Raw genomic sequence first — 18,585 nt, forward strand, 5'->3', positions numbered from 1 at the left:
TTTTATGATAAATTATAGTCTGAATAATTTGAAAGAACATGAGGTGGAAAATGAAATTATTGATCGAAAAAATAGATGAAAAAGCTATAATACCTTTTTATGCACACAAAGGTGATGCTGGTATGGATTTGTTTTCAATAGAGGAAGTTTTAATTTCTCCAGGTGAAATTAAATTAATTCATACAGGGATAAAGCTACAATTACCATTGAATACTGAAGCACAAATAAGGCCGAGAAGTGGACTTGCATTAAAAAATGGAATTACAGTTTTAAATACTCCTGGAACTATAGACGAACCTTATAGAGGTGAAATTGGGATAATATTAATAAATCATGGTAAAAAGCCATTTTTAGTTGAAGAAAAAATGAAGATAGCACAGATGGTAATAAAACCAACTATTAGTGTGGAGATTGAAGAGGTTAAGGAACTTAGTAATACAGATAGAGGAGAAGGCGGATTTGGGTCAACTGGGGTTTAGGATAGGAAATAGAGTTAGCTTACTATAAAATAATTAAAGATTATTACTCTACTAACTTAAGTTTCATTTACCTGTTACGCCAGTAACTTCTCTCACTTTTGACGGCTTTAGCATCGTCAAATCTTTCATCTAGCCGAAGACTTTATTTAATCTTTTTATACAGCTTCGGCTATGATAAAAATCTTTAACTCTTTCTTTCCAATTTCATTATATAAAGAAACTATATTATATATAAATAAATTATAAAAACTATTGAAAACGTTTTTATTGAGTTGTATAATAAAATTATAGAATTGCTAATGGGGAGATGATACTATGGCAGAAATGATTACAAAAAATAATCTACTTCAATACAAAAGAGAAGATGAAAATTTTATATATGGTGTAAGGGGTCTTTTGAGACTTTCATTTGGAAAAGAAATACTGTTTAATTATATGCCAATGGAAAGCTTAGATTTCTTCGTTGATGCTACGTACAATCAAGCTATAGATGCTACCCTTGCTGTAACTGATAAAAGAATAATGTTTATAAGTTCAAAATGTATTTCACCAAATTGCAGCAATTTAGTATATAGTTTCGATATTGAAGAAATAGGTGTTAGATATAGAAAAGTTTTAGGGAAAAGAGAATTTGTAATTACGTCTAATGGTAAGGAGTTATTTGAGTTCACTGAACCAGAAATAGTTTTTGAGTGTTATAACAAACAAAGAGATAAAGTTGAAAAAATAAAGCTTATATTGTCTGAATATGTTTTTAACAATTAAGGTATCATCAAAACGCTACTTGTTGATATAAATATATTAGATAAAGTCCTACTTCTAATTTATCTAATTAACTTCCTTTTAATAACTTTAAAAAGAAAATGTAATAAAATGTTTCTAACATTTTTATACATTTTCTTTTTTTATTTAATATTTATTGAAATAGTGAATAAAATATAGATTTTTGTAAATAATTCCCCAATAGGAGGGATTGTGTATGTTTAAGTATAAAAAGATTTTAATGGGAATATTAGCCATAGTTTTCATTTTTACGGTATCATTTTGTTATGGATATAGAAGCGTTTTAAAAAAAGATGTGTTTGCAATATACAAAAATTATTTAAAAGTTACAAACAAATATGAAGAGATTCCTAATGAAAAGGCAGTAAATGCAAATAAAATAAAGGTTCAGCAAGATGTTTCTAAAGATAATACTATAATTAAAAGTGATATGCCGGTACTATTTGTGGACAGGAAACATTACATGCAAAATGGAAAAGAAAAAATTGTGGATGACATTGTAAAACATTCAACTAGTGAGATAGAAGGATTTAAAAACAAAGAAATTAAAAATTTGTATGAAGAGCTTAAGATAAAAAAATATAATTTAGAAATAAAAAACAATCAAATAATATGTGTGAAAAAATATACTCCGGGAAAATATGTAGCAAAACTTAAGGGAGAAAAATATGAAATATTTCATTCTGAAAGTAATGGAGAACTAAAGTTATTTGAAACTGGGGGAAATATAAATCACAAAGGTGAAGATGAAGTTTTATTTAATCAAAACACTGAGGAATACGATACAGTTGAAGAAGCAAGAGAGAGCCTTGCAGACTTTACATCTTAAGTCTGAGGCTCTTTTTCTTTTAAAAAATTAAAGGAACTATGATGAAATAGGTTAAAACGTTACCCGTTATGTATATAAATTAAATTCTTATTAACATTTGTAAACTTGAATAAATTAATTTTAAATGGTAAAGTATATATTAGTTTTTAGTTAAGGGGAGAATAAAATTGTTTACATATATAAAGGGTATTTTTATTGGTATAAATAACGATCATGTTATTATAGAAAATAATGGCATGGGATATAAAATATATGCATCAGGAAGCACTATGGCTGTAATGCCTAAAACTGGAGAAGAAGTGATGTTATATTTAGTACAGATTATAAGAGAGGATTTTATTGGCTTATATGGCTTTTTTACTGAAGAAGAACGTAATATGTTTAATAAGTTGTTAACCATTAATGGAGTTGGTGCAAAAGCTTCCTTATCGTTGCTTTCTATTTGTAGTATTAATAACTTGAAGTATGCAATTTTAACTGGAGATGAGAAAACAATAGTTAAGGCACCTGGAATTGGTAAGAAGATAGCACAGAGAATAATATTAGAATTAAAAGATAAATTTGAGGCAGAGCAGTTTATATCAGATATAACGGATGATAGTGAAGAAGCAAGAATTATTCATGACACTGATAAAAAGGTGGCAGAGGTGATGGGAGCATTAATTTCACTTGGATATTCTGAAAAAGAAGCAGAAAGAGCAATAAAGGCTACTGACAAATCAGAGAATTTAGAAAGCATAATTAAAGATTGTTTGAAGTTTTTAATGAATTAATAAATGGATACTCTAATGTACATTGATAGGGGGTATGATTATGGAAGAAAGGTTATTAGGTGCTACAAGTATAAATGAAGATTCAGAAAATGAGTATAGTTTAAGACCACAAAGATTGAGTGAATACATTGGACAGACAAATGTTAAAGAAAAGTTAGCTATTTTTGTGGAGGCTGCAAAAAACAGAAAAGAAGCTTTAGATCATGTGTTATTTTATGGACCACCGGGCCTTGGAAAAACTACCTTAGCTAACATCATAGCTAAAGAAATGGGAGGTAGTCTTAAGATAACTTCTGGTCCAGCAATAGAAAGAGCAGGTGATTTAGCTGCTATTCTTACTGGATTATCAGAATTTGACGTGCTTTTTATTGATGAGATTCACAGGCTTAATAGAAGTGTTGAAGAAATACTTTATCCTGCAATGGAAGACTATGCGCTTGACATAATTATTGGTAAAGGGGCTTCTGCAAAATCTATAAGATTAGATTTACCTAAATTTACGCTTATTGGAGCAACAACTAGAGTTGGACTTTTGACTTCTCCACTTAGGGATAGATTTGGGGTTATGTGCCCTATGGAATTTTATAATGATTCCGAGCTTAAAGAGATATTAATAAGATCAGCATCAATTTTAAAAATAGAGATTGATGAGAAAGCAGCTTTTGAAATAGCAAGAAGGTCGAGGGGTACGCCTAGAATTGCAAATAGGTTGTTAAAAAGAGTAAGAGACTACTCAGAGGTAAGAGGAAATGGCAGAATTGAACTAGATTCATCTCAAAATGCACTTGAGCTTCTAGAGGTTGATAAAGAAGGATTTGACAGAATTGATAATAAAATTCTAGAGGCAATAGTAGACAATTTTAAAGGTGGTCCAGTTGGACTGGAAACACTTGCTTATTTTATAGGTGAAGAACTAGATACATTAGATGATGTGTATGAACCATACCTACTTCAAAAAGGGTTTATAATTAGAACACCTAGAGGAAGAGTTGCCACAGAAAAGGCATATAAACATCTTAAAAGAAACATTGATAAAAGTAGTCCATATTTTCAAGTTTCAATGCTTAAGGATAAGGATTAAGTTTAGTTAAAAGGAGTAAATGGTATGGAGGGTAATGATATTATAATTTCCGTTGTGGTTCCAATGTATTATGAGGAAATGGTAGCAAAGGAATGTTACAAGCAGCTAACAGATACTTTGGAAGGAAAAGAGTTTGATTATGAACTCATTTTTGTAAATGATGGCAGTAAGGATAAAACAGAAGATATATTATTAGGTCTTGCAAAATATGATAAAAGGGTTAGAGTTATAAATTTTTCTAGAAACTTTGGACATCAGACAGCAGTGACAGCAGGCATATTTAACGCTAAAGGAGATGCAGTTGTAATTATAGATGCAGATTTGCAAGATCCACCTAAGCTTATATTAGACATGATAAATTTGTGGAAAAAGGGTTATGACGTTGTATATGGAAAAAGAAAAAAGAGAAATGGCGAGACATTTTTTAAACTTTTAACAGCAAAATATTTTTATAAATTTCTAAACTATATGTCGGATATAGATATACCAAAAGATACTGGAGACTTTAGGTTAATTGATAAAAAAGTAGCGCAGGTATTTAAAAATATGCCTGAAAAAAATAGATTTGTAAGAGGAATGATGAGTTGGATTGGATTTAACCAAACTTTTATCGAATATGAAAGAGATGAAAGATTTGCAGGAGAAACTAAATATCCACTTAAGAAAATGATAAAATTTGCTACTGATGGTATCGTATCCTTTTCAACGAAACCACTTAAAATTGTAAGTTTTTTAGGTTTATTGAGTATAGTTCTTTCAATAGTTATATTTTTATACAGTATAATATCCAAAATATTTATACATCAAACAATTGCTGGGTGGGCATCCATTGTAGACATAATTGCATTTTTTGGAGGACTACAATTAATTTCACTAGGTATTGTAGGAGAATATGTGGCAAGGATTTATGAAGAATCTAAAAATAGACCATTATACATAATAAAAAGTACAAAGAACTTAGAGGATGAGGATAGAAAATAAGGTTAAAAATTGTATTAATAGCAATTGACAATATAGATAATATGAATTATATTTATTATTTGAAAGAAAACTAAAGAGGGTGAAGTTTTGCAGCTTAAGGATTTTGATTTTGATTTACCTGAAGAACTAATAGCACAACATCCTGCAGCAAAAAGAGATGAATGCAGGCTAATGATTTTAGATAAAGAAAGTGGAAGTATTGAACATAAGGTTTTTAAAGATGTAATAAACTATTTAAATCCAGGAGATTGCCTAGTTATGAATGACACTAGAGTAATACCAGCTAGGTTAATTGGAACAAAAGAAGGTAGTGGAGGAAAGATGGAATTTCTTCTCTTAAAGAGAATTGATAAAGACCATTGGGAAACACTTGTTAAACCTGGGAAAAAAGCAAAGATTGGTGCTAGATTTGAATTTGGTGAAGGACATTTAAAGGCAGAAGTTACGGAAATTAAAGAAGAAGGAAATAGAATTGTAAGATTTGAATATGAAGGTATATTTGAGGAAATATTAGATAGACTTGGTGAAATGCCACTTCCACCATACATTACAGAAAAATTGGAAGATAAAGAGCAATATCAGACAGTGTATTCTAAAAATGAAGGTTCAGCTGCAGCACCAACAGCAGGATTACATTTTACAAATGAACTTCTTGATAAGATTCGAGCAAAGGGAATAAAAACTGTATTTCTAACTTTGCATGTTGGTCTTGGTACATTTAGACCAGTAAAGGTAGAAAAAATAGAAGAACATCATATGCATTCTGAATTTTACATAATGTCTAAAGATACGGCAGATATAATAAATGAAACAAAAGCAAAGGGTGGTAAAGTATTTTCTGTTGGAACTACATCTACAAGAACCCTTGAGACAATAGCTGATGAAAATGGATTAGTGAAGGAATCCTCAGGATGGACAGATATATTTATATATCCTGGATACAAATACAAAGTAGTAGATGGACTTATAACAAATTTTCATCTTCCAGAATCAACGCTTATAATGCTTGTTAGTGCATTATCTGATAGAGAAAAGATTATGAATGCTTATGAAGTAGCAGTTAACGAAAGATATAGATTTTTTAGCTTTGGTGATGCAATGTTTATAAGATAATACAAGAAAAAAGTTCTTGAAAATAGAAAACATATATAGAAGGGTGAGTTTTAATGTATAAACTTCTTAAAAAATCGGGTAAGGTAAGACGTGGAGAATTCACAACACCTCATGGGGTAGTGCAGACACCGGTTTTTATGAATGTAGGAACACTTGCAGCAATAAAAGGTGCAGTGTCATCTATGGACTTAAAGGAAATAGGTTGTCAAGTTGAACTTTCAAATACATATCACTTAAGCTTAAGACCTGGTGATAAGATAGTAAGAGAGTTAGGTGGATTACATAAATTTATGAATTGGGATAGACCTATTTTGACCGATTCTGGTGGGTTTCAAGTTTTTTCATTAGCTAAAATGAGAAAAATAAAAGAAGAAGGTGTATACTTTAGCTCTCATATAGATGGCAGGAAAATCTTTATGGGACCAGAAGAAAGTATGCAAATTCAAAGTAATTTAGGATCTACTATTGCTATGGCTTTTGATGAATGTGTTGAAAATCCAGCAACAAGGGAATATGTTGAAGATTCTGTTGCGAGGACTACAAGATGGCTAGAGAGATGTAAAAATGAAATGGATAGACTTAATTCACTTGACAATACTGTAAATAAGAATCAAATGCTTTTTGGTATTAATCAAGGTGGAACTTATGAAGATATAAGAATAGAACATGCTAAAACAATATCAAAGTTAAATTTAGATGGGTATGCAATAGGTGGGCTTGCGGTTGGAGAAACACATGAAGAGATGTATAGAGTTATTGATGCCGTAGTGCCACATTTACCGCAAGATAAACCAATTTATCTCATGGGTGTGGGTCTTCCAAGCAATATTTTGGAAGCTGTGTCTAGGGGTGTAGATTTTTTTGATTGTGTTTTGCCGGCTAGAAATGGAAGGCATGGACATGTGTTCACAAAGCATGGTAAAATAAACTTGCTAAATGCAAAATATGAATTAGATGCTTCCCCTATAGATGAAGGTTGTAAGTGCCCTGCATGCAAGAACTATACTAGGGCTTATATAAGACACTTATTTAAGGCAAAAGAACTTTTAGCTTTGAGACTTTGTGTACTTCACAATTTGTATTTCTATAATAAACTTATGAAGGATATTAGAGATGCTATCGATGGAGACTATTTTGAAGAGTTTAAAAGTGAAAAACTAAATGATTGGGCAGGGAGAGCATAGAAAGGAGGAATTTTAATGAATCAGACAATTGTTATGATCATATATTTAGCTATAATTTTCGGATTTACTTTTATAATGATAATTTTTCCTGAAAGAAAAAGGAAAAAGAAATTTTCAGAAATGATGACTACACTAAAAGTTAATGATGATGTTATTACATCTGGGGGAATTATGGGTAAAGTTATAAACATTCAAGATAATTTTGTTATAATTCAATCAGGTCCAGATAAAGCAAGAATTAAAGTGTTAAAAAAAGCAATAAACAGTATATCTAATAATAAAGCTGAATAATTGTAATAAAAGACCTTCCATATACATAAATAGTAGTAGATGGAGGTGTTTTTTATGGAGAATAATGGTAGAAATTTATATGTTGGCATAATTGAAGGAGTACTTAGAGGATTTTTTATGACCTTAGCTATATTATTAGTATATGCGGTAGTTGCACATTTTGTGCAAATTGATGAGAGCATAACTTCACTTCTTATAATTATTGCAACACTTTTAAGTGTAGTATATGGGTCTATTTATGCTTCTCAGAAATCTGGAAGAAAAGGTTGGCTTAATGGACTTATAGTTGCAATTATATATTTCCTAATATTATATATTGTTGCGCTTGTTGCCCAAAGCAGAGATGCTGCTTTGACTTTAAAAGATTTTTCTAGATTACTTATTTGTGTATTTGTTGGAATGCTTGCAGGAATGCTTGGCATTAACTTAAAAGATAAATAGCATATTTCAATTTTAATCATTTTTTAGTAAGGTTTAGCTTCTTGCGTAAATACAGTTTTTTATGCTATAATTAAACATAAACGGATATTGAATGGAGGAATTTTCATGAAACATATAAAAACAATAAATAAATCAAATATAAAAGATAGTTTAAAAAAGCCTGGATGTAAAGAATGTGCAAATTCATGCCAATCAGCATGTAAAACTTCATGCACAGTTGCTAATTTAGCTTGTGAAAATTAATTAATTTATTTAGGCAGTAACAGATGTTACTGCTTTAAATTTATTTAGGGAGGAAAAAAAATTGTCATTAATACATAAATTTAAACAAATTGATGATTATTATGTTATAGATGTAAATTCAGGAAATGTACATGCTATAGATGAACTTGTATACGATCTTTTAGGTGAAGAAGGATTAGATTCAAAAGAAAAATTAGTAGATAAGTTTAGTGAAAAATATTCAAAAGATGATATATCAGAAGCTTATGATGAACTTAAAGAACTTATAGATGAGGGTATATTATATTCAAAGGACTTGTATGAAGAAATAGCAATGAATTCAACAAAAGGAGAATCATATATAAAAGCTCTTTGTTTAAACATAGCTCATGACTGTAATTTAAAATGTAAATATTGTTTTGCAGAAGAAGGAGAATACAAAGGGAAAAGAATGCTTATGACGGCTGAAGTTGGTAAAAAATCTATAGATTTTGTCATAAAACACTCTGGACCAAGAAAAAACATTGAAGTTGATCTTTTTGGTGGAGAACCTCTATTGGCTTTTGATACCGTTAAGGAAATAGTTGAATATGGAAAAGAACAAGAGAAAATTCACAATAAAAACATAAGATTTACAATGACTACTAATGCAACATTACTAAATGATGAGATTATGAAGTATATAGATGAAAACATGGGAAACATAATTTTAAGTATAGATGGTAGAAAAGAAGTAAATGATAAGGTAAGGGTAAGGGCAGACGGAAGTGGATGTTATGATAGCATTTTACCTAAAATAAAAAACATGGTAGACATGAGAGATAAATCAAAACAATATTATGCTAGAGGAACTTTCACAAGACAGAATACAGACTTTTTTGAAGATGTAATGCATATGGCAAACGAAGGGTTTAAAGAAATATCAATAGAACCTGTTGTTTTACCGGAAAGTGATCCACTATCTTTAAGAGAAGAAGATTTACCTACAATATTTAAACAATATGATAAATTGTACGAAGAGATGATAAAAAGACACAATGAAGGCAATGAGTTCACTTTTTATCACTTTAATATAAATCTTCAAGGAGGACCATGTGTCTATAAGAGAATTTCAGGTTGTGGAGCAGGACATGAATATGTAGCCATAACTCCAGATGGAGATGTGTATCCATGTCATCAATTTGTAGGAAATAAAGATTTCAAAATGGGTAATATATTTAGTGGTGAATTAGATAGTAGCATTTCTAAAGGATTTAGAGAAGCACACATATATAATAAACCAAAGTGCAAGGATTGTTGGGCTAGATTTTATTGTAGTGGAGGATGTCAAGCTAACAATTATAATTTTAACAAGGATTTTAATACCCCTTATGAGCTTGGATGTAAGATGCAGAAAAAAAGAATTGAATGTGCAATTGCATTAAAAGCTAAAACTATGGAATAATATTAATGAAATTACCTAATATTGACTAATTATAAAAACAAAATTATAATATAAGTTGTATGCTGGTTTATTTTGCACCATATGACTAAAAGGATTTTCTACAAAGGGGGATAAAAATGAAGAAAAAGAGTACAGCATTTTTTGTACTAAGTGTCATAGTAATAGCGGCACTAGCCTATATTGGAGCTTTTGGTTTAAATCTTGGAACTGACTACAAGATTAAATCACTTGGGGAAAGTATAAACAAAGGACTGGATCTTCAAGGCGGTGTTTCTGTTGTTGAACAGGTAACAGATAAAAATGTGTCAAATGAAACCATGAACCGAACTGTTGAACTGTTGAATTTAAGAGTTAACAAAATGGGTGTAAGTGAGACAAATGTAGTTAAATATGGAAAGGATAAAATAAGAGTTGAGGTACCAGGAAATTATAGTGAAGATCAAGTTTTAAGCACTATTGGTAAAACTGGCAAATTAACTTTTGTTGGACCTGACAATAAAGTTATCTTAACAGGTGACGATGTTAAAAGTGCATCTCCAGGTTATGATCAGACAAATAAACCCGTTATAAATCTTGCATTAACAGCTTCTGGTACAAAGAAATTTTCAGATGCAACTGCAAAGTTTATGGGACAGAAAATAACAATAGCCATGGATGGAGAAACAATTACAGACCCTACTGTTGATACTATTATAGCAGACGGTAATGCTCAAATATCTGGTGAAACAACAATAGATGATGCAAAACAAAAAGCAGATATTATCAATGCTGGGGCACTGCCTGTAACCCTTAAACCAGTAGAAGTTCAGCAGATAAGTGCTACACTTGGAGCTGATGCACTTCCATTATCAGTTAAGGCAGGACTTATAGGTATATCTATAGTATTAGTTTTAATGTTGATTTGGTTTAGAAGACCAGGACTTATGGCGGATATTGCACTTGTATTATACATAGTATTAGTTTTAATGGTATTTTCAGGTTTGGGAGTTGCTCTTTCACTTGCAAGTATAGCAGGATTTTTACTTACTGTTGGTATGGCAGTAGATGCTAATGTGCTTGCTTTTGCAAGAATAAAAGAAGAACTAAAAGCTGGAAAATCTATAAAGACAGCAACAAATTCGGGATTTAAAAATGCGTTATCTTCAATTGTAGATTCAAATATAAACACTATTATAGCAGGTGTGGTACTTTACTTTTTAGGATCAGGTGAAGTTAAGGGTTTTGCATTGACGCTAGTAATAGGTGTACTTGTAAGTTTATTTACAGCTTTATTTGTAACAAAACACCTTTTAAATTGGGCAATAAACATGGGCCTTATAAATAAACCTGAACATTTTGGTGTGAAGGGGGTAGACAAATGCTAAGAGTAGTTGAAAAAACTAGAATTTGGTTCATCATTTCAGCAATTATCATAATCACAGGTATAAGTTTTATGATTTACCACAAAGGTCTTAATTTTGGCATGGATTTTAAAGGTGGAACAATTATAAAAATTGATATGCAAAAGAATTTCAATAAAAATGATTTAGACTCAACAATTCAAAAATATGTTAAAGTAAACACTTATGATACTACGAAAGTTGGTTCCAAGGAATTGGATATAAGTGTAGATAGTGATAAAATTACTGATGCAAATTCAACAAAATTATTTAATGACATAAAGAAAAAATACAATCTAAAAGATAAAGATCTTTTAAGCAGAGACAGAATTGGTGCGTCTATAGGAAGTGAACTCTTGCAAAAAGCTATATTGTCACTAACTGTATCCATTATATTAATGCTTTTATTTATAGCATGGAGATTTGAATTTAAATTTGGTATAGCAGCAGTTATAGCATTGATTCATGATGTGCTTGTAACTTTAAGTGTGTATTCAATATTAAATTTACCAGTTAACAGTTCCTTTATAGCAGCAATTTTAACCATAATAGGATATTCTATTTCTGATACAATAGTTATATTTGATAGAATAAGAGAAAATCAAAAGAAAATGCGTGATAAAACATTAGTTGATATGACAGATACAAGTGTATCTCAAACAGTAGGCAGGTCTATTTGTACAGTTACTACAACAATAGTTACAATAGCTTGTGTACATATATTTGTACCTTTACCAAGTATAAGGGATTTCACTTTGCCAATTTTAGTAGGTGTGGCTTCAGGATGTTATTCTTCAATCTTTATTGCTAGTCCTATATGGGTAATACTTAAGAAAAGAAGTAATAAAAAAAGAGCTTCCTTAGCAAATTAGATAAATTAAATGCCGGGGTTTTAAACCTCCGGTATTTTTTTCGTTCATTATTGCGAATTATATCTAATAATTAAGTATGCTGTAAAAAAATATTTGAATTATTCAATATAATGCTATATAATAAATTGTGTTTTCTACAAATTTGGAGGAACCGTATATGGAAATAATTCAAGGAAGTTTAGAATATTTTAAAGAATACAAATTGAATAATCCATTTTTAATGAATGGTATGAAAGATGCAATCTTTAAAATAATTAATGCAGTTAACAATAGAGAAAAAATAGTAGTTTATGGATGTGGAGATGTTGATAGTATATGTGGCATTTCTATTCTTTTGCTGCTTTTAAAATATTTAAATGCGGATGTGGAGTATTTTATACCAGATGATAATGATAATGAGATAGGCATAAGCAAAATGGCACTTAATAATTATATTAAATACTTAGGAGCGGATTTGTTAATAACTGTAGGGTGTGGAGGCAATTCCAAAGAAGAGATAATACTTGCAAAACAAATGGGCATTAGTGTTATAGTTACTGATAACCATGAAGAAGTTAATTCAGAAATCGATGCTATAGTTATCAATTCAAAAAATAAAGCTTGTAATTATCCATTTAAACATTTGTCTTCTGCTGGAACTGTATTTAAGTTATGTGAAGCAATTTCGATGTATTATAAAATGAAAAGAGTCTATAAATATATAGATTTAGTTATGATAGGAACTATAGCTTCAAAGGAACCTATTAAAAATGAAAATAAAGCTTTAATAGATATTGGAATAGAAGATATAATGAATACTAATAATTATGGGATTAATGCATTACTTAAAATAAATAAAATTTCTATCATGGATATGGAAACTGCCATAAGTCTTGTGAACTTAATAATCCCATTAAAGGACTCTCCACGAAATAAGGATAATGCTAGAATTGCTGTTGAATTATTTACTACACGTGATAGTTATAGAGCAATCCAAATAGCAAAATATTTAAAAAAAGAATGTCTAAAATAAAAAAATCAGTATTAAATTATTTTCATTAATATTTTAAGAGCATTGATAATAAGATATGTATTATATATAATTAATGTGTACAAAATTTAAATATGAATTAAAAATGTTCGCTTTTGTGCTTACTAGGAGGAATAAAGATGGATATAAAAAATGAAATTAGAGTTATTGAGGATTTTCCGAAAAAAGGAATAAGTTTTAAGGATATTACAACACTTATTCAAAATAAAGAGGCTTTTAAATATACAATAGATACTTTAAAAAAAGCTTTGGAAGATAAAAATATAGATGTTGTAGTTGGACCAGAAGCTAGGGGATTTATTTTTGGAACGCCACTTGCTTATGCACTTGGAGCTGGATTTGTACCAGTTAGAAAAAAAGGTAAATTACCTGCAGAAACCGTAAGCCTTGAATATCAGCTTGAATATGGAACAGATATTTTGGAAATACATAAAGATTCAATAAAAAAGGGACAAAGAGTTGTAATAGTAGATGATTTGCTTGCAACTGGAGGTACTATTGAAAGCGTTGCTAAACTTGTAGAATCACTAGGTGGCGAAGTAGTATCAATGGAATTTATTGTTGAACTTACAGGCTTAAATGGAAGAGAAAAGTTAAAAAAATATCAAATTAACTCCCTTGTAAAATATGAATTCTAATTTTTATGAATTAATTTTACTATGTATAAAATTAAATTGCAAAACAGGATCGAATAATATATAATTATAGTAAAAATAAGTTGGCTGGTTGTTAAACCAGCCTTTGATTTTAGGGAGAGAAAACTTAATGCTTGGCAAATTGATGAATAACATAGATGAACACTGTAATAATGTTGATAAAGATTTAATTGTAAAGGCATATAAATTAGCTTCTGAAGCACATAAAGTTCAGAAAAGGGAATCAGGGGAACCATATATAATTCATCCTGTAGAAGTCGCTTGTATACTTGCTGAAATGGGTATGGATACAGCAACTATTGTGGCTGGATTGTTACATGATGTAATTGAGGATACGGAATATAGTCATGAACAAGTGGCAGAAATGTTTAGCCCAGAAGTTGCAAATTTAGTTGAAGGTGTGACAAAGCTTGGTAAAATTAATTTTTTAACTAAAGAAGAACAACAAGCAGACAATGTTAGAAAAATGTTACTTGCTATGGCGAAAGATATAAGAGTTATTCTTATAAAATTAGCAGATAGATTGCATAATATGAGAACTCTCAGATATATGACAATTCAAAAGCAGAAGGAAAAAGCAAAGGAAACATTAGATATATTTGCACCACTTGCCCATAGACTCGGAATGTCCAAGATTAAATGGGAACTTGAGGATTTAGCATTTAGATATTTAAATTCAAATGAATATTACAAACTTGTTGACGAAATTGCTGAGAAAAGGGTAGAACGTGAAGAATATATTAAAAATATAGTTGATGAACTCCATAAAAATTTAAAAGAATCTGGTGTTTTAGCCGATATAGATGGAAGGCCAAAACATTTTTACAGTATATATAGAAAAATGGTTAACAAAAATAAGACTTTAGATCAGATATTTGATTTAACAGCTATAAGAATTTTGGTAAATGATATTAGAGAGTGTTATACAGTACTTGGAATTGTTCATACTATGTATAAACCAATTCCAGGACGATTTAAAGATTACATTGCAATGCCTAAACCAAATATGTATCAATCATTACATTCAACGGTTATAGGACCACAAGGAAAATCTTTTGAGATACAGATAAGAACCTTTGAAATGCATAGAACAGCAGAATACGGAATTGCTGCACATTGGAAATATAAAGAAGGAATTACAGGGGAAGATCAGAATCACGATGAAGGACTAACAAAAGATGTTAATTTTGATACGAAACTTACGTGGGTAAGAGAAATGTTAGATTGGCAGAAAGAAACAAATAATCCAGAAGAATTTATGGAAAATTTTAAAATAGACCTATTTGCAGATGAGGTATTTGTTTTTACCCCAAAGGGGACAGTTATAAATTTACCAAATGCATCAACACCAGTGGATTTTGCATATAAAATTCATACAGATATCGGCAATAGATGTATAGGAGCTAAGGTTAATGGAAGAATAGTGCCTTTAGATTATAAACTTAAAACTGGGGAAATAGTTGAGATTCTTACATCAGGAGTTGCAAAGGGACCTAATATTGATTGGTTAAATACAGTTAAGAGCAACCAAGCAAAAAGTAAGATAAGATCTTGGTTTAAAAAAGTAAAAAGAGAAGAGAATATAAATAAAGGCAAAGATGTAGTGGAAAAAGAAGCTAAAAAGCAAGGATATAATTTTGGAGAGATTTCTAAAGGACCGGCTTTTGAGCAATTACTAAAAAAATATAATATGAATTCAATAGAAGATTTGTATGTTGCAGTTGCTATCGGAACTAATTCCGCTTCAATAGTGGTTTCAAAATTAAAAGAAAGTTTTGAAAAGGGAAAAGGACTAATTGACAGTGATGAAAATGCATTAAAAGAAATTAGAGAGCATATTAGTAAAGAGGCAAGAAAAGAAAAGAAAAATAAAAAAGTTACGCCTGGAGTTACAGTTAAAGGTGAAAAAGATATTTTGGTTAGATTTGCTAAATGTTGTAATCCTGTACCTGGAGATAAGATAATTGGATATGTAACAAAAGGTAGAGGAGTTTCAGTGCATAGAATGGACTGTGAAAATGTAAACAATCTTTCAAAAGAAGAGGATGCAAGTAGAATTGTAGAGGTTTCTTGGGGAGATGCTAAAAATGAAGCTTATATTGCTGAAATTAAAATAAAAGCAGATGATAGAAAGATGCTTCTCACTGATATAATGGAAATTATAAATTTAACTGACACAGATGTGGAGTCCATGAGTGCAAAAACTGTAAAGGGAGATATAACTTATCTAACCTTTCAGATAAAGATTATTGATATTGGACATTTAGATACATTGATGAAAAATATAAAGAAATTAAAAGGCGTACAAGAAGTATTTAGAACAAAGAGTTAGTTATAGTGGGTGATTAAATTGAGAGCTGTAATACAAAGAGTAAAAAGTTCTTCTGTTGAGGTTAGTGGCAATATAATTGGTAAAATTGATGCTGGGCTTAATGTACTTTTAGGAATAACACAGGAAGACACAGAGGAAGATTTAAGATATATAAAAGATAAAATAATAAACCTTAGAATATTTGAAGATGAAGACTTAAAGATGAACAAGTCTCTTTTGGACGTAAATGGACAATTATTAATTATTTCTCAATTTACTCTTTATGGTGATTGTAGAAAAGGTAGAAGACCAAATTTTATGAAGGCACTTTCTAGTAATGAGGCTAAGAATTTATATGACAAATTCTTAGCCATGTGTAGAGATGAAGTTGCTGTAGTTGAAGCTGGTGAATTTGGTGCATATATGAATGTACAGATAGAAAATGATGGACCAGTAACTTTATTAATAGATAGTAAAAAAACATTTTAAATCAGTTTTAAATAACAAAAGTTATTTATAAAATAAATATTGCTTAAGTAAGATAACATTAGTATGAATTAATAATTTTACAAAAGCAAAATAAGATGCAATTATATATGCATTTTATGCTTAATTAATTGGAGGGAATATAATGGAAGTAAAAATAATACCAGCTGGTATTTATGATGCTAATTGTTACATTTTATTTGATGAGAAAACAAAGGAGGCCGCAGTAATTGATCCAGGTGGTGACACTGATTTAATATTAGATGAAATAAAACTTTTAGATGCAAATGTAAAGATGATTTTGCTTACTCACGGACATGCTGATCATACAGGTGGGGTTGTAGAACTTAGAGATAAATTTAAATGCAGTGTATATATAAATGAAAAAGACTCTGAGATGATAAATAAGAACATTCCTATTTATGGAAAAGAAAATGAAAATGGAGATAAATATATATCAGATGGAGATATTTTAAAATTCGGAGAAATAACAATAAAATGTCTAGAAACCCCAGGCCATACTCCAGGTGGAATGTGTTTTCTAACAGATAAGGCTGTTTTTACAGGTGATACACTATTTTATAGATCGGTAGGAAGAACTGATTTTGAGGGTGGAGATTATGATACACTAATTAATAGTATAAATACAAAACTTATGAATTTACCAGAAGAGTTATATGTATTTACTGGACATGGTCCTAGAACTAGCATAGGATTTGAAAAAAAATGTAATCCGTTTTTAAAATAAGTGGTGAAAAATGATTAAAATTAAAGCTGATTGTGAAAAATTTAAATACGACATTTATAATATTTTAAAACTCTTTTTCAGTGAAATAGAGTTTATTAGTACTGATGATTGGAAATATAAAATTTTAATTGAAGATACAAGATTAAAAATAATAGAGGATTCTTTAGTATCAGTATGTGAGTTTGATGATAAATTAACAATTAAAGAAAACATCAAACATTCTTTATATAGTTATTTAAGCAAAAAAACTGGAATAACGCCCCCATGGGGGACCTTAGTTGGCATAAGGCCAACTAAGATAGCACTTAGCCTCATAAAAGAAGGTAAAAGTGAAGAGGAAATATTGAGGCACTTTGAATATCATAGTCTAACAAGGGAAGATAAAGCTAAGTTATGTATTGAGGTGGCTAAGGTAGAGGAAAATTTAGTAAACAAAGAAAGTAGCAATATAAGTATTTATGTTGGAATGCCTTTCTGTCCAACAAGATGTCTATATTGTAGTTTTATTTCGGATACTATTTCTAATTGTAAGAATATAGTGGAAGACTATTTAAAAGCTTTAACATATGAGATAGAGATGATTTCAAAATATGTTAAGGATAAAAAACTTAATGTAGAATGTGTATATTTTGGTGGAGGAACTCCTACATCAATAAATAATCAGCAATTTGAGCTCATTATGAACAAAATTTATAACTCTTTTGTAAAGGGCAATAATGTTAAAGAATTCACAGTGGAATGTGGAAGACCAGACAGTATAACAAATGAAAAGCTTAATACATTAAAAAAATATAAGGTACATAGAATAAGTATAAATCCTCAAACTATGAATGATAAAACATTAAAATTGATTGGAAGAGGACATGACTCAAAAGAAGTTATAGATAAATTTAATTTAGCAAGAAACTTAGGTTTTGATAATATAAATGTTGATTTAATAGTAGGGCTTCCTGGAGAGGGAAAAAATGAATTTATTCATACTTGTGAAGAAATTTTAAAATTAAAACCAGATAGTCTTACAGTTCACGGTATGTCATTAAAAAGAGGTTCAGATCTCCATAAAAACATATTAAACAATATACATATGAAAGTTGCAGCTAAGGAAGAATTAATTGCAATGCATGATGCTTCTTTAGAACTTAGTAAGAAGCTTAATTTGAAACCATATTATATGTATAGGCAAAAAAATATGGTTGGTAATATGGAGAATGTAGGTTATTCAAAATTGGGGAAAGAATGTTTATATAATGTTGAAATGATTGAAGAAAAGCAAACAATTATAGCAATTGGTGCAAATGCAGTATCAAAAATTATATTTTTAGAGGAAGATAGATTAGAACGTTTTCCAAATATTAAAGATGTTAGAGAATATATAAAAAGGATAGAAGAAAAAGTTGAGCATAAAATAAAATTTCTAGACGAATTATATGGCTAGTTATACCTATATTGCGGAATTATATATATAGGTATACAATTGTAAGC

Annotated in this window: 20 protein-coding genes; all 20 read left to right on the top strand. The window is 29.8% G+C overall.

Annotation, left to right across the window (positions count from 1 at the left end):
* Positions 1 to 50: 50 nt before the first annotated feature.
* The 20 genes from dut to B8978_RS05960 all read left to right on the top strand — a co-directional run bounded on the left by dut (position 51) and on the right by B8978_RS05960 (position 18,538).
* On the top strand, positions 51 to 479 hold the full coding sequence (dut, locus tag B8978_RS05865) for a dUTP diphosphatase (RefSeq protein ID WP_084114686.1): 429 nt from the start codon (positions 51 to 53) through the stop codon (positions 477 to 479).
* Between the two features lie 315 nt (positions 480 to 794).
* Positions 795 to 1,244: a hypothetical protein gene (locus tag B8978_RS05870; protein WP_084114689.1), complete on the top strand. Its 450-nt coding sequence runs from the start codon at positions 795 to 797 to the stop codon at positions 1,242 to 1,244.
* Between the two features lie 214 nt (positions 1,245 to 1,458).
* On the top strand, positions 1,459 to 2,091 hold the full coding sequence (locus B8978_RS05875) for a hypothetical protein (RefSeq protein WP_084114691.1): 633 nt from the start codon (positions 1,459 to 1,461) through the stop codon (positions 2,089 to 2,091).
* A 167-nt stretch (positions 2,092 to 2,258) separates the two neighbouring features.
* Positions 2,259 to 2,864 carry a Holliday junction branch migration protein RuvA gene (gene ruvA, locus B8978_RS05880; RefSeq protein WP_084114693.1) on the top strand — a complete coding sequence of 202 codons (606 nt, stop codon included), beginning with the start codon at positions 2,259 to 2,261 and terminating at the stop codon, positions 2,862 to 2,864.
* Positions 2,865 to 2,904: 40 nt separating this feature from the next.
* The gene (gene ruvB, locus B8978_RS05885; protein ID WP_084114695.1) at positions 2,905 to 3,945 is read left to right on the top strand and encodes a Holliday junction branch migration DNA helicase RuvB; all 1,041 of its coding nucleotides are present in this window, start codon (positions 2,905 to 2,907) and stop codon (positions 3,943 to 3,945) included.
* A 24-nt stretch (positions 3,946 to 3,969) separates the two neighbouring features.
* Positions 3,970 to 4,926 (top strand): glycosyltransferase family 2 protein, encoded by a 957-nt coding sequence (locus tag B8978_RS05890; protein WP_084114697.1) that lies wholly within the window; start codon positions 3,970 to 3,972, stop codon positions 4,924 to 4,926.
* Positions 4,927 to 5,013: 87 nt separating this feature from the next.
* Positions 5,014 to 6,039: a tRNA preQ1(34) S-adenosylmethionine ribosyltransferase-isomerase QueA gene (gene queA, locus B8978_RS05895; RefSeq protein WP_084114699.1), complete on the top strand. Its 1,026-nt coding sequence runs from the start codon at positions 5,014 to 5,016 to the stop codon at positions 6,037 to 6,039.
* Positions 6,040 to 6,092: 53 nt separating this feature from the next.
* A complete protein-coding gene (gene tgt, locus B8978_RS05900; RefSeq protein ID WP_084114701.1) occupies positions 6,093 to 7,223 on the top strand; it encodes a tRNA guanosine(34) transglycosylase Tgt in 1,131 nt (376 codons plus the stop codon).
* A gap of 15 nt (positions 7,224 to 7,238) precedes the next feature.
* Positions 7,239 to 7,514 carry a preprotein translocase subunit YajC gene (gene yajC, locus B8978_RS05905; protein ID WP_084114703.1) on the top strand — a complete coding sequence of 92 codons (276 nt, stop codon included), beginning with the start codon at positions 7,239 to 7,241 and terminating at the stop codon, positions 7,512 to 7,514.
* Positions 7,515 to 7,568: 54 nt separating this feature from the next.
* Positions 7,569 to 7,955 (top strand): TIGR04086 family membrane protein, encoded by a 387-nt coding sequence (locus B8978_RS05910; protein WP_084114705.1) that lies wholly within the window; start codon positions 7,569 to 7,571, stop codon positions 7,953 to 7,955.
* A gap of 105 nt (positions 7,956 to 8,060) precedes the next feature.
* On the top strand, positions 8,061 to 8,198 hold the full coding sequence (gene scfA, locus B8978_RS05915; RefSeq protein WP_034869559.1) for a six-cysteine ranthipeptide SCIFF: 138 nt from the start codon (positions 8,061 to 8,063) through the stop codon (positions 8,196 to 8,198).
* A 61-nt stretch (positions 8,199 to 8,259) separates the two neighbouring features.
* On the top strand, positions 8,260 to 9,621 hold the full coding sequence (scfB, locus tag B8978_RS05920; protein ID WP_084114707.1) for a thioether cross-link-forming SCIFF peptide maturase: 1,362 nt from the start codon (positions 8,260 to 8,262) through the stop codon (positions 9,619 to 9,621).
* 116 nt (positions 9,622 to 9,737) lie between these two features.
* Positions 9,738 to 10,985 (top strand): protein translocase subunit SecD, encoded by a 1,248-nt coding sequence (secD, locus tag B8978_RS05925; RefSeq protein ID WP_084114709.1) that lies wholly within the window; start codon positions 9,738 to 9,740, stop codon positions 10,983 to 10,985.
* Positions 10,979 to 11,872 carry a protein translocase subunit SecF gene (gene secF / locus B8978_RS05930; protein ID WP_084114711.1) on the top strand — a complete coding sequence of 298 codons (894 nt, stop codon included), beginning with the start codon at positions 10,979 to 10,981 and terminating at the stop codon, positions 11,870 to 11,872. The genes secD and secF overlap by 7 nt, the downstream gene beginning before the upstream one ends.
* Positions 11,873 to 12,029: 157 nt before the next feature.
* Positions 12,030 to 12,884, top strand: coding sequence for a DHH family phosphoesterase (locus tag B8978_RS05935; RefSeq protein WP_084114713.1), 855 nt, complete (start codon positions 12,030 to 12,032; stop codon positions 12,882 to 12,884).
* 137 nt (positions 12,885 to 13,021) lie between these two features.
* The gene (locus B8978_RS05940; RefSeq protein ID WP_084114715.1) at positions 13,022 to 13,540 is read left to right on the top strand and encodes an adenine phosphoribosyltransferase; all 519 of its coding nucleotides are present in this window, start codon (positions 13,022 to 13,024) and stop codon (positions 13,538 to 13,540) included.
* A gap of 127 nt (positions 13,541 to 13,667) precedes the next feature.
* The gene (locus tag B8978_RS05945; protein WP_084114717.1) at positions 13,668 to 15,890 is read left to right on the top strand and encodes a RelA/SpoT family protein; all 2,223 of its coding nucleotides are present in this window, start codon (positions 13,668 to 13,670) and stop codon (positions 15,888 to 15,890) included.
* 18 nt (positions 15,891 to 15,908) lie between these two features.
* Positions 15,909 to 16,358, top strand: coding sequence for a D-aminoacyl-tRNA deacylase (dtd, locus tag B8978_RS05950; protein ID WP_084114719.1), 450 nt, complete (start codon positions 15,909 to 15,911; stop codon positions 16,356 to 16,358).
* Between the two features lie 142 nt (positions 16,359 to 16,500).
* Positions 16,501 to 17,103 carry an MBL fold metallo-hydrolase gene (locus tag B8978_RS05955; RefSeq protein WP_084114721.1) on the top strand — a complete coding sequence of 201 codons (603 nt, stop codon included), beginning with the start codon at positions 16,501 to 16,503 and terminating at the stop codon, positions 17,101 to 17,103.
* Between the two features lie 10 nt (positions 17,104 to 17,113).
* Positions 17,114 to 18,538, top strand: coding sequence for a coproporphyrinogen III oxidase (locus B8978_RS05960; RefSeq protein ID WP_084114723.1), 1,425 nt, complete (start codon positions 17,114 to 17,116; stop codon positions 18,536 to 18,538).
* Positions 18,539 to 18,585: the final 47 nt, after the last annotated feature.

The organism is Clostridium acidisoli DSM 12555 (genome assembly GCF_900176305.1).
In the GTDB taxonomy this organism is placed as follows: domain Bacteria; phylum Bacillota; class Clostridia; order Clostridiales; family Clostridiaceae; genus Clostridium_I; species Clostridium_I acidisoli.

Bases quoted from the DNA above. Each gene is read 5' to 3' on its own strand.
- B8978_RS05960 (WP_084114723.1), top strand. From the start codon at position 17,114: ATGATTAAAATTAAAGCTGATTGTGAAAAATTTAAATACGACATTTAT.
- B8978_RS05910 (WP_084114705.1), top strand. From the start codon at position 7,569: ATGGAGAATAATGGTAGAAATTTATATGTTGGCATAATTGAAGGAGTA.
- B8978_RS05870 (WP_084114689.1), top strand. From the start codon at position 795: ATGGCAGAAATGATTACAAAAAATAATCTACTTCAATACAAAAGAGAA.
- B8978_RS05955 (WP_084114721.1), top strand. From the start codon at position 16,501: ATGGAAGTAAAAATAATACCAGCTGGTATTTATGATGCTAATTGTTAC.
- secF (WP_084114711.1), top strand. From the start codon at position 10,979: ATGCTAAGAGTAGTTGAAAAAACTAGAATTTGGTTCATCATTTCAGCA.
- yajC (WP_084114703.1), top strand. From the start codon at position 7,239: ATGAATCAGACAATTGTTATGATCATATATTTAGCTATAATTTTCGGA.
- secD (WP_084114709.1), top strand. From the start codon at position 9,738: ATGAAGAAAAAGAGTACAGCATTTTTTGTACTAAGTGTCATAGTAATA.
- B8978_RS05945 (WP_084114717.1), top strand. From the start codon at position 13,668: ATGCTTGGCAAATTGATGAATAACATAGATGAACACTGTAATAATGTT.
- ruvB (WP_084114695.1), top strand. From the start codon at position 2,905: ATGGAAGAAAGGTTATTAGGTGCTACAAGTATAAATGAAGATTCAGAA.
- B8978_RS05890 (WP_084114697.1), top strand. From the start codon at position 3,970: ATGGAGGGTAATGATATTATAATTTCCGTTGTGGTTCCAATGTATTAT.
- B8978_RS05940 (WP_084114715.1), top strand. From the start codon at position 13,022: ATGGATATAAAAAATGAAATTAGAGTTATTGAGGATTTTCCGAAAAAA.
- B8978_RS05935 (WP_084114713.1), top strand. From the start codon at position 12,030: ATGGAAATAATTCAAGGAAGTTTAGAATATTTTAAAGAATACAAATTG.
- tgt (WP_084114701.1), top strand. From the start codon at position 6,093: ATGTATAAACTTCTTAAAAAATCGGGTAAGGTAAGACGTGGAGAATTC.
- dut (WP_084114686.1), top strand. From the start codon at position 51: ATGAAATTATTGATCGAAAAAATAGATGAAAAAGCTATAATACCTTTT.
- B8978_RS05875 (WP_084114691.1), top strand. From the start codon at position 1,459: ATGTTTAAGTATAAAAAGATTTTAATGGGAATATTAGCCATAGTTTTC.
- scfA (WP_034869559.1), top strand. From the start codon at position 8,061: ATGAAACATATAAAAACAATAAATAAATCAAATATAAAAGATAGTTTA.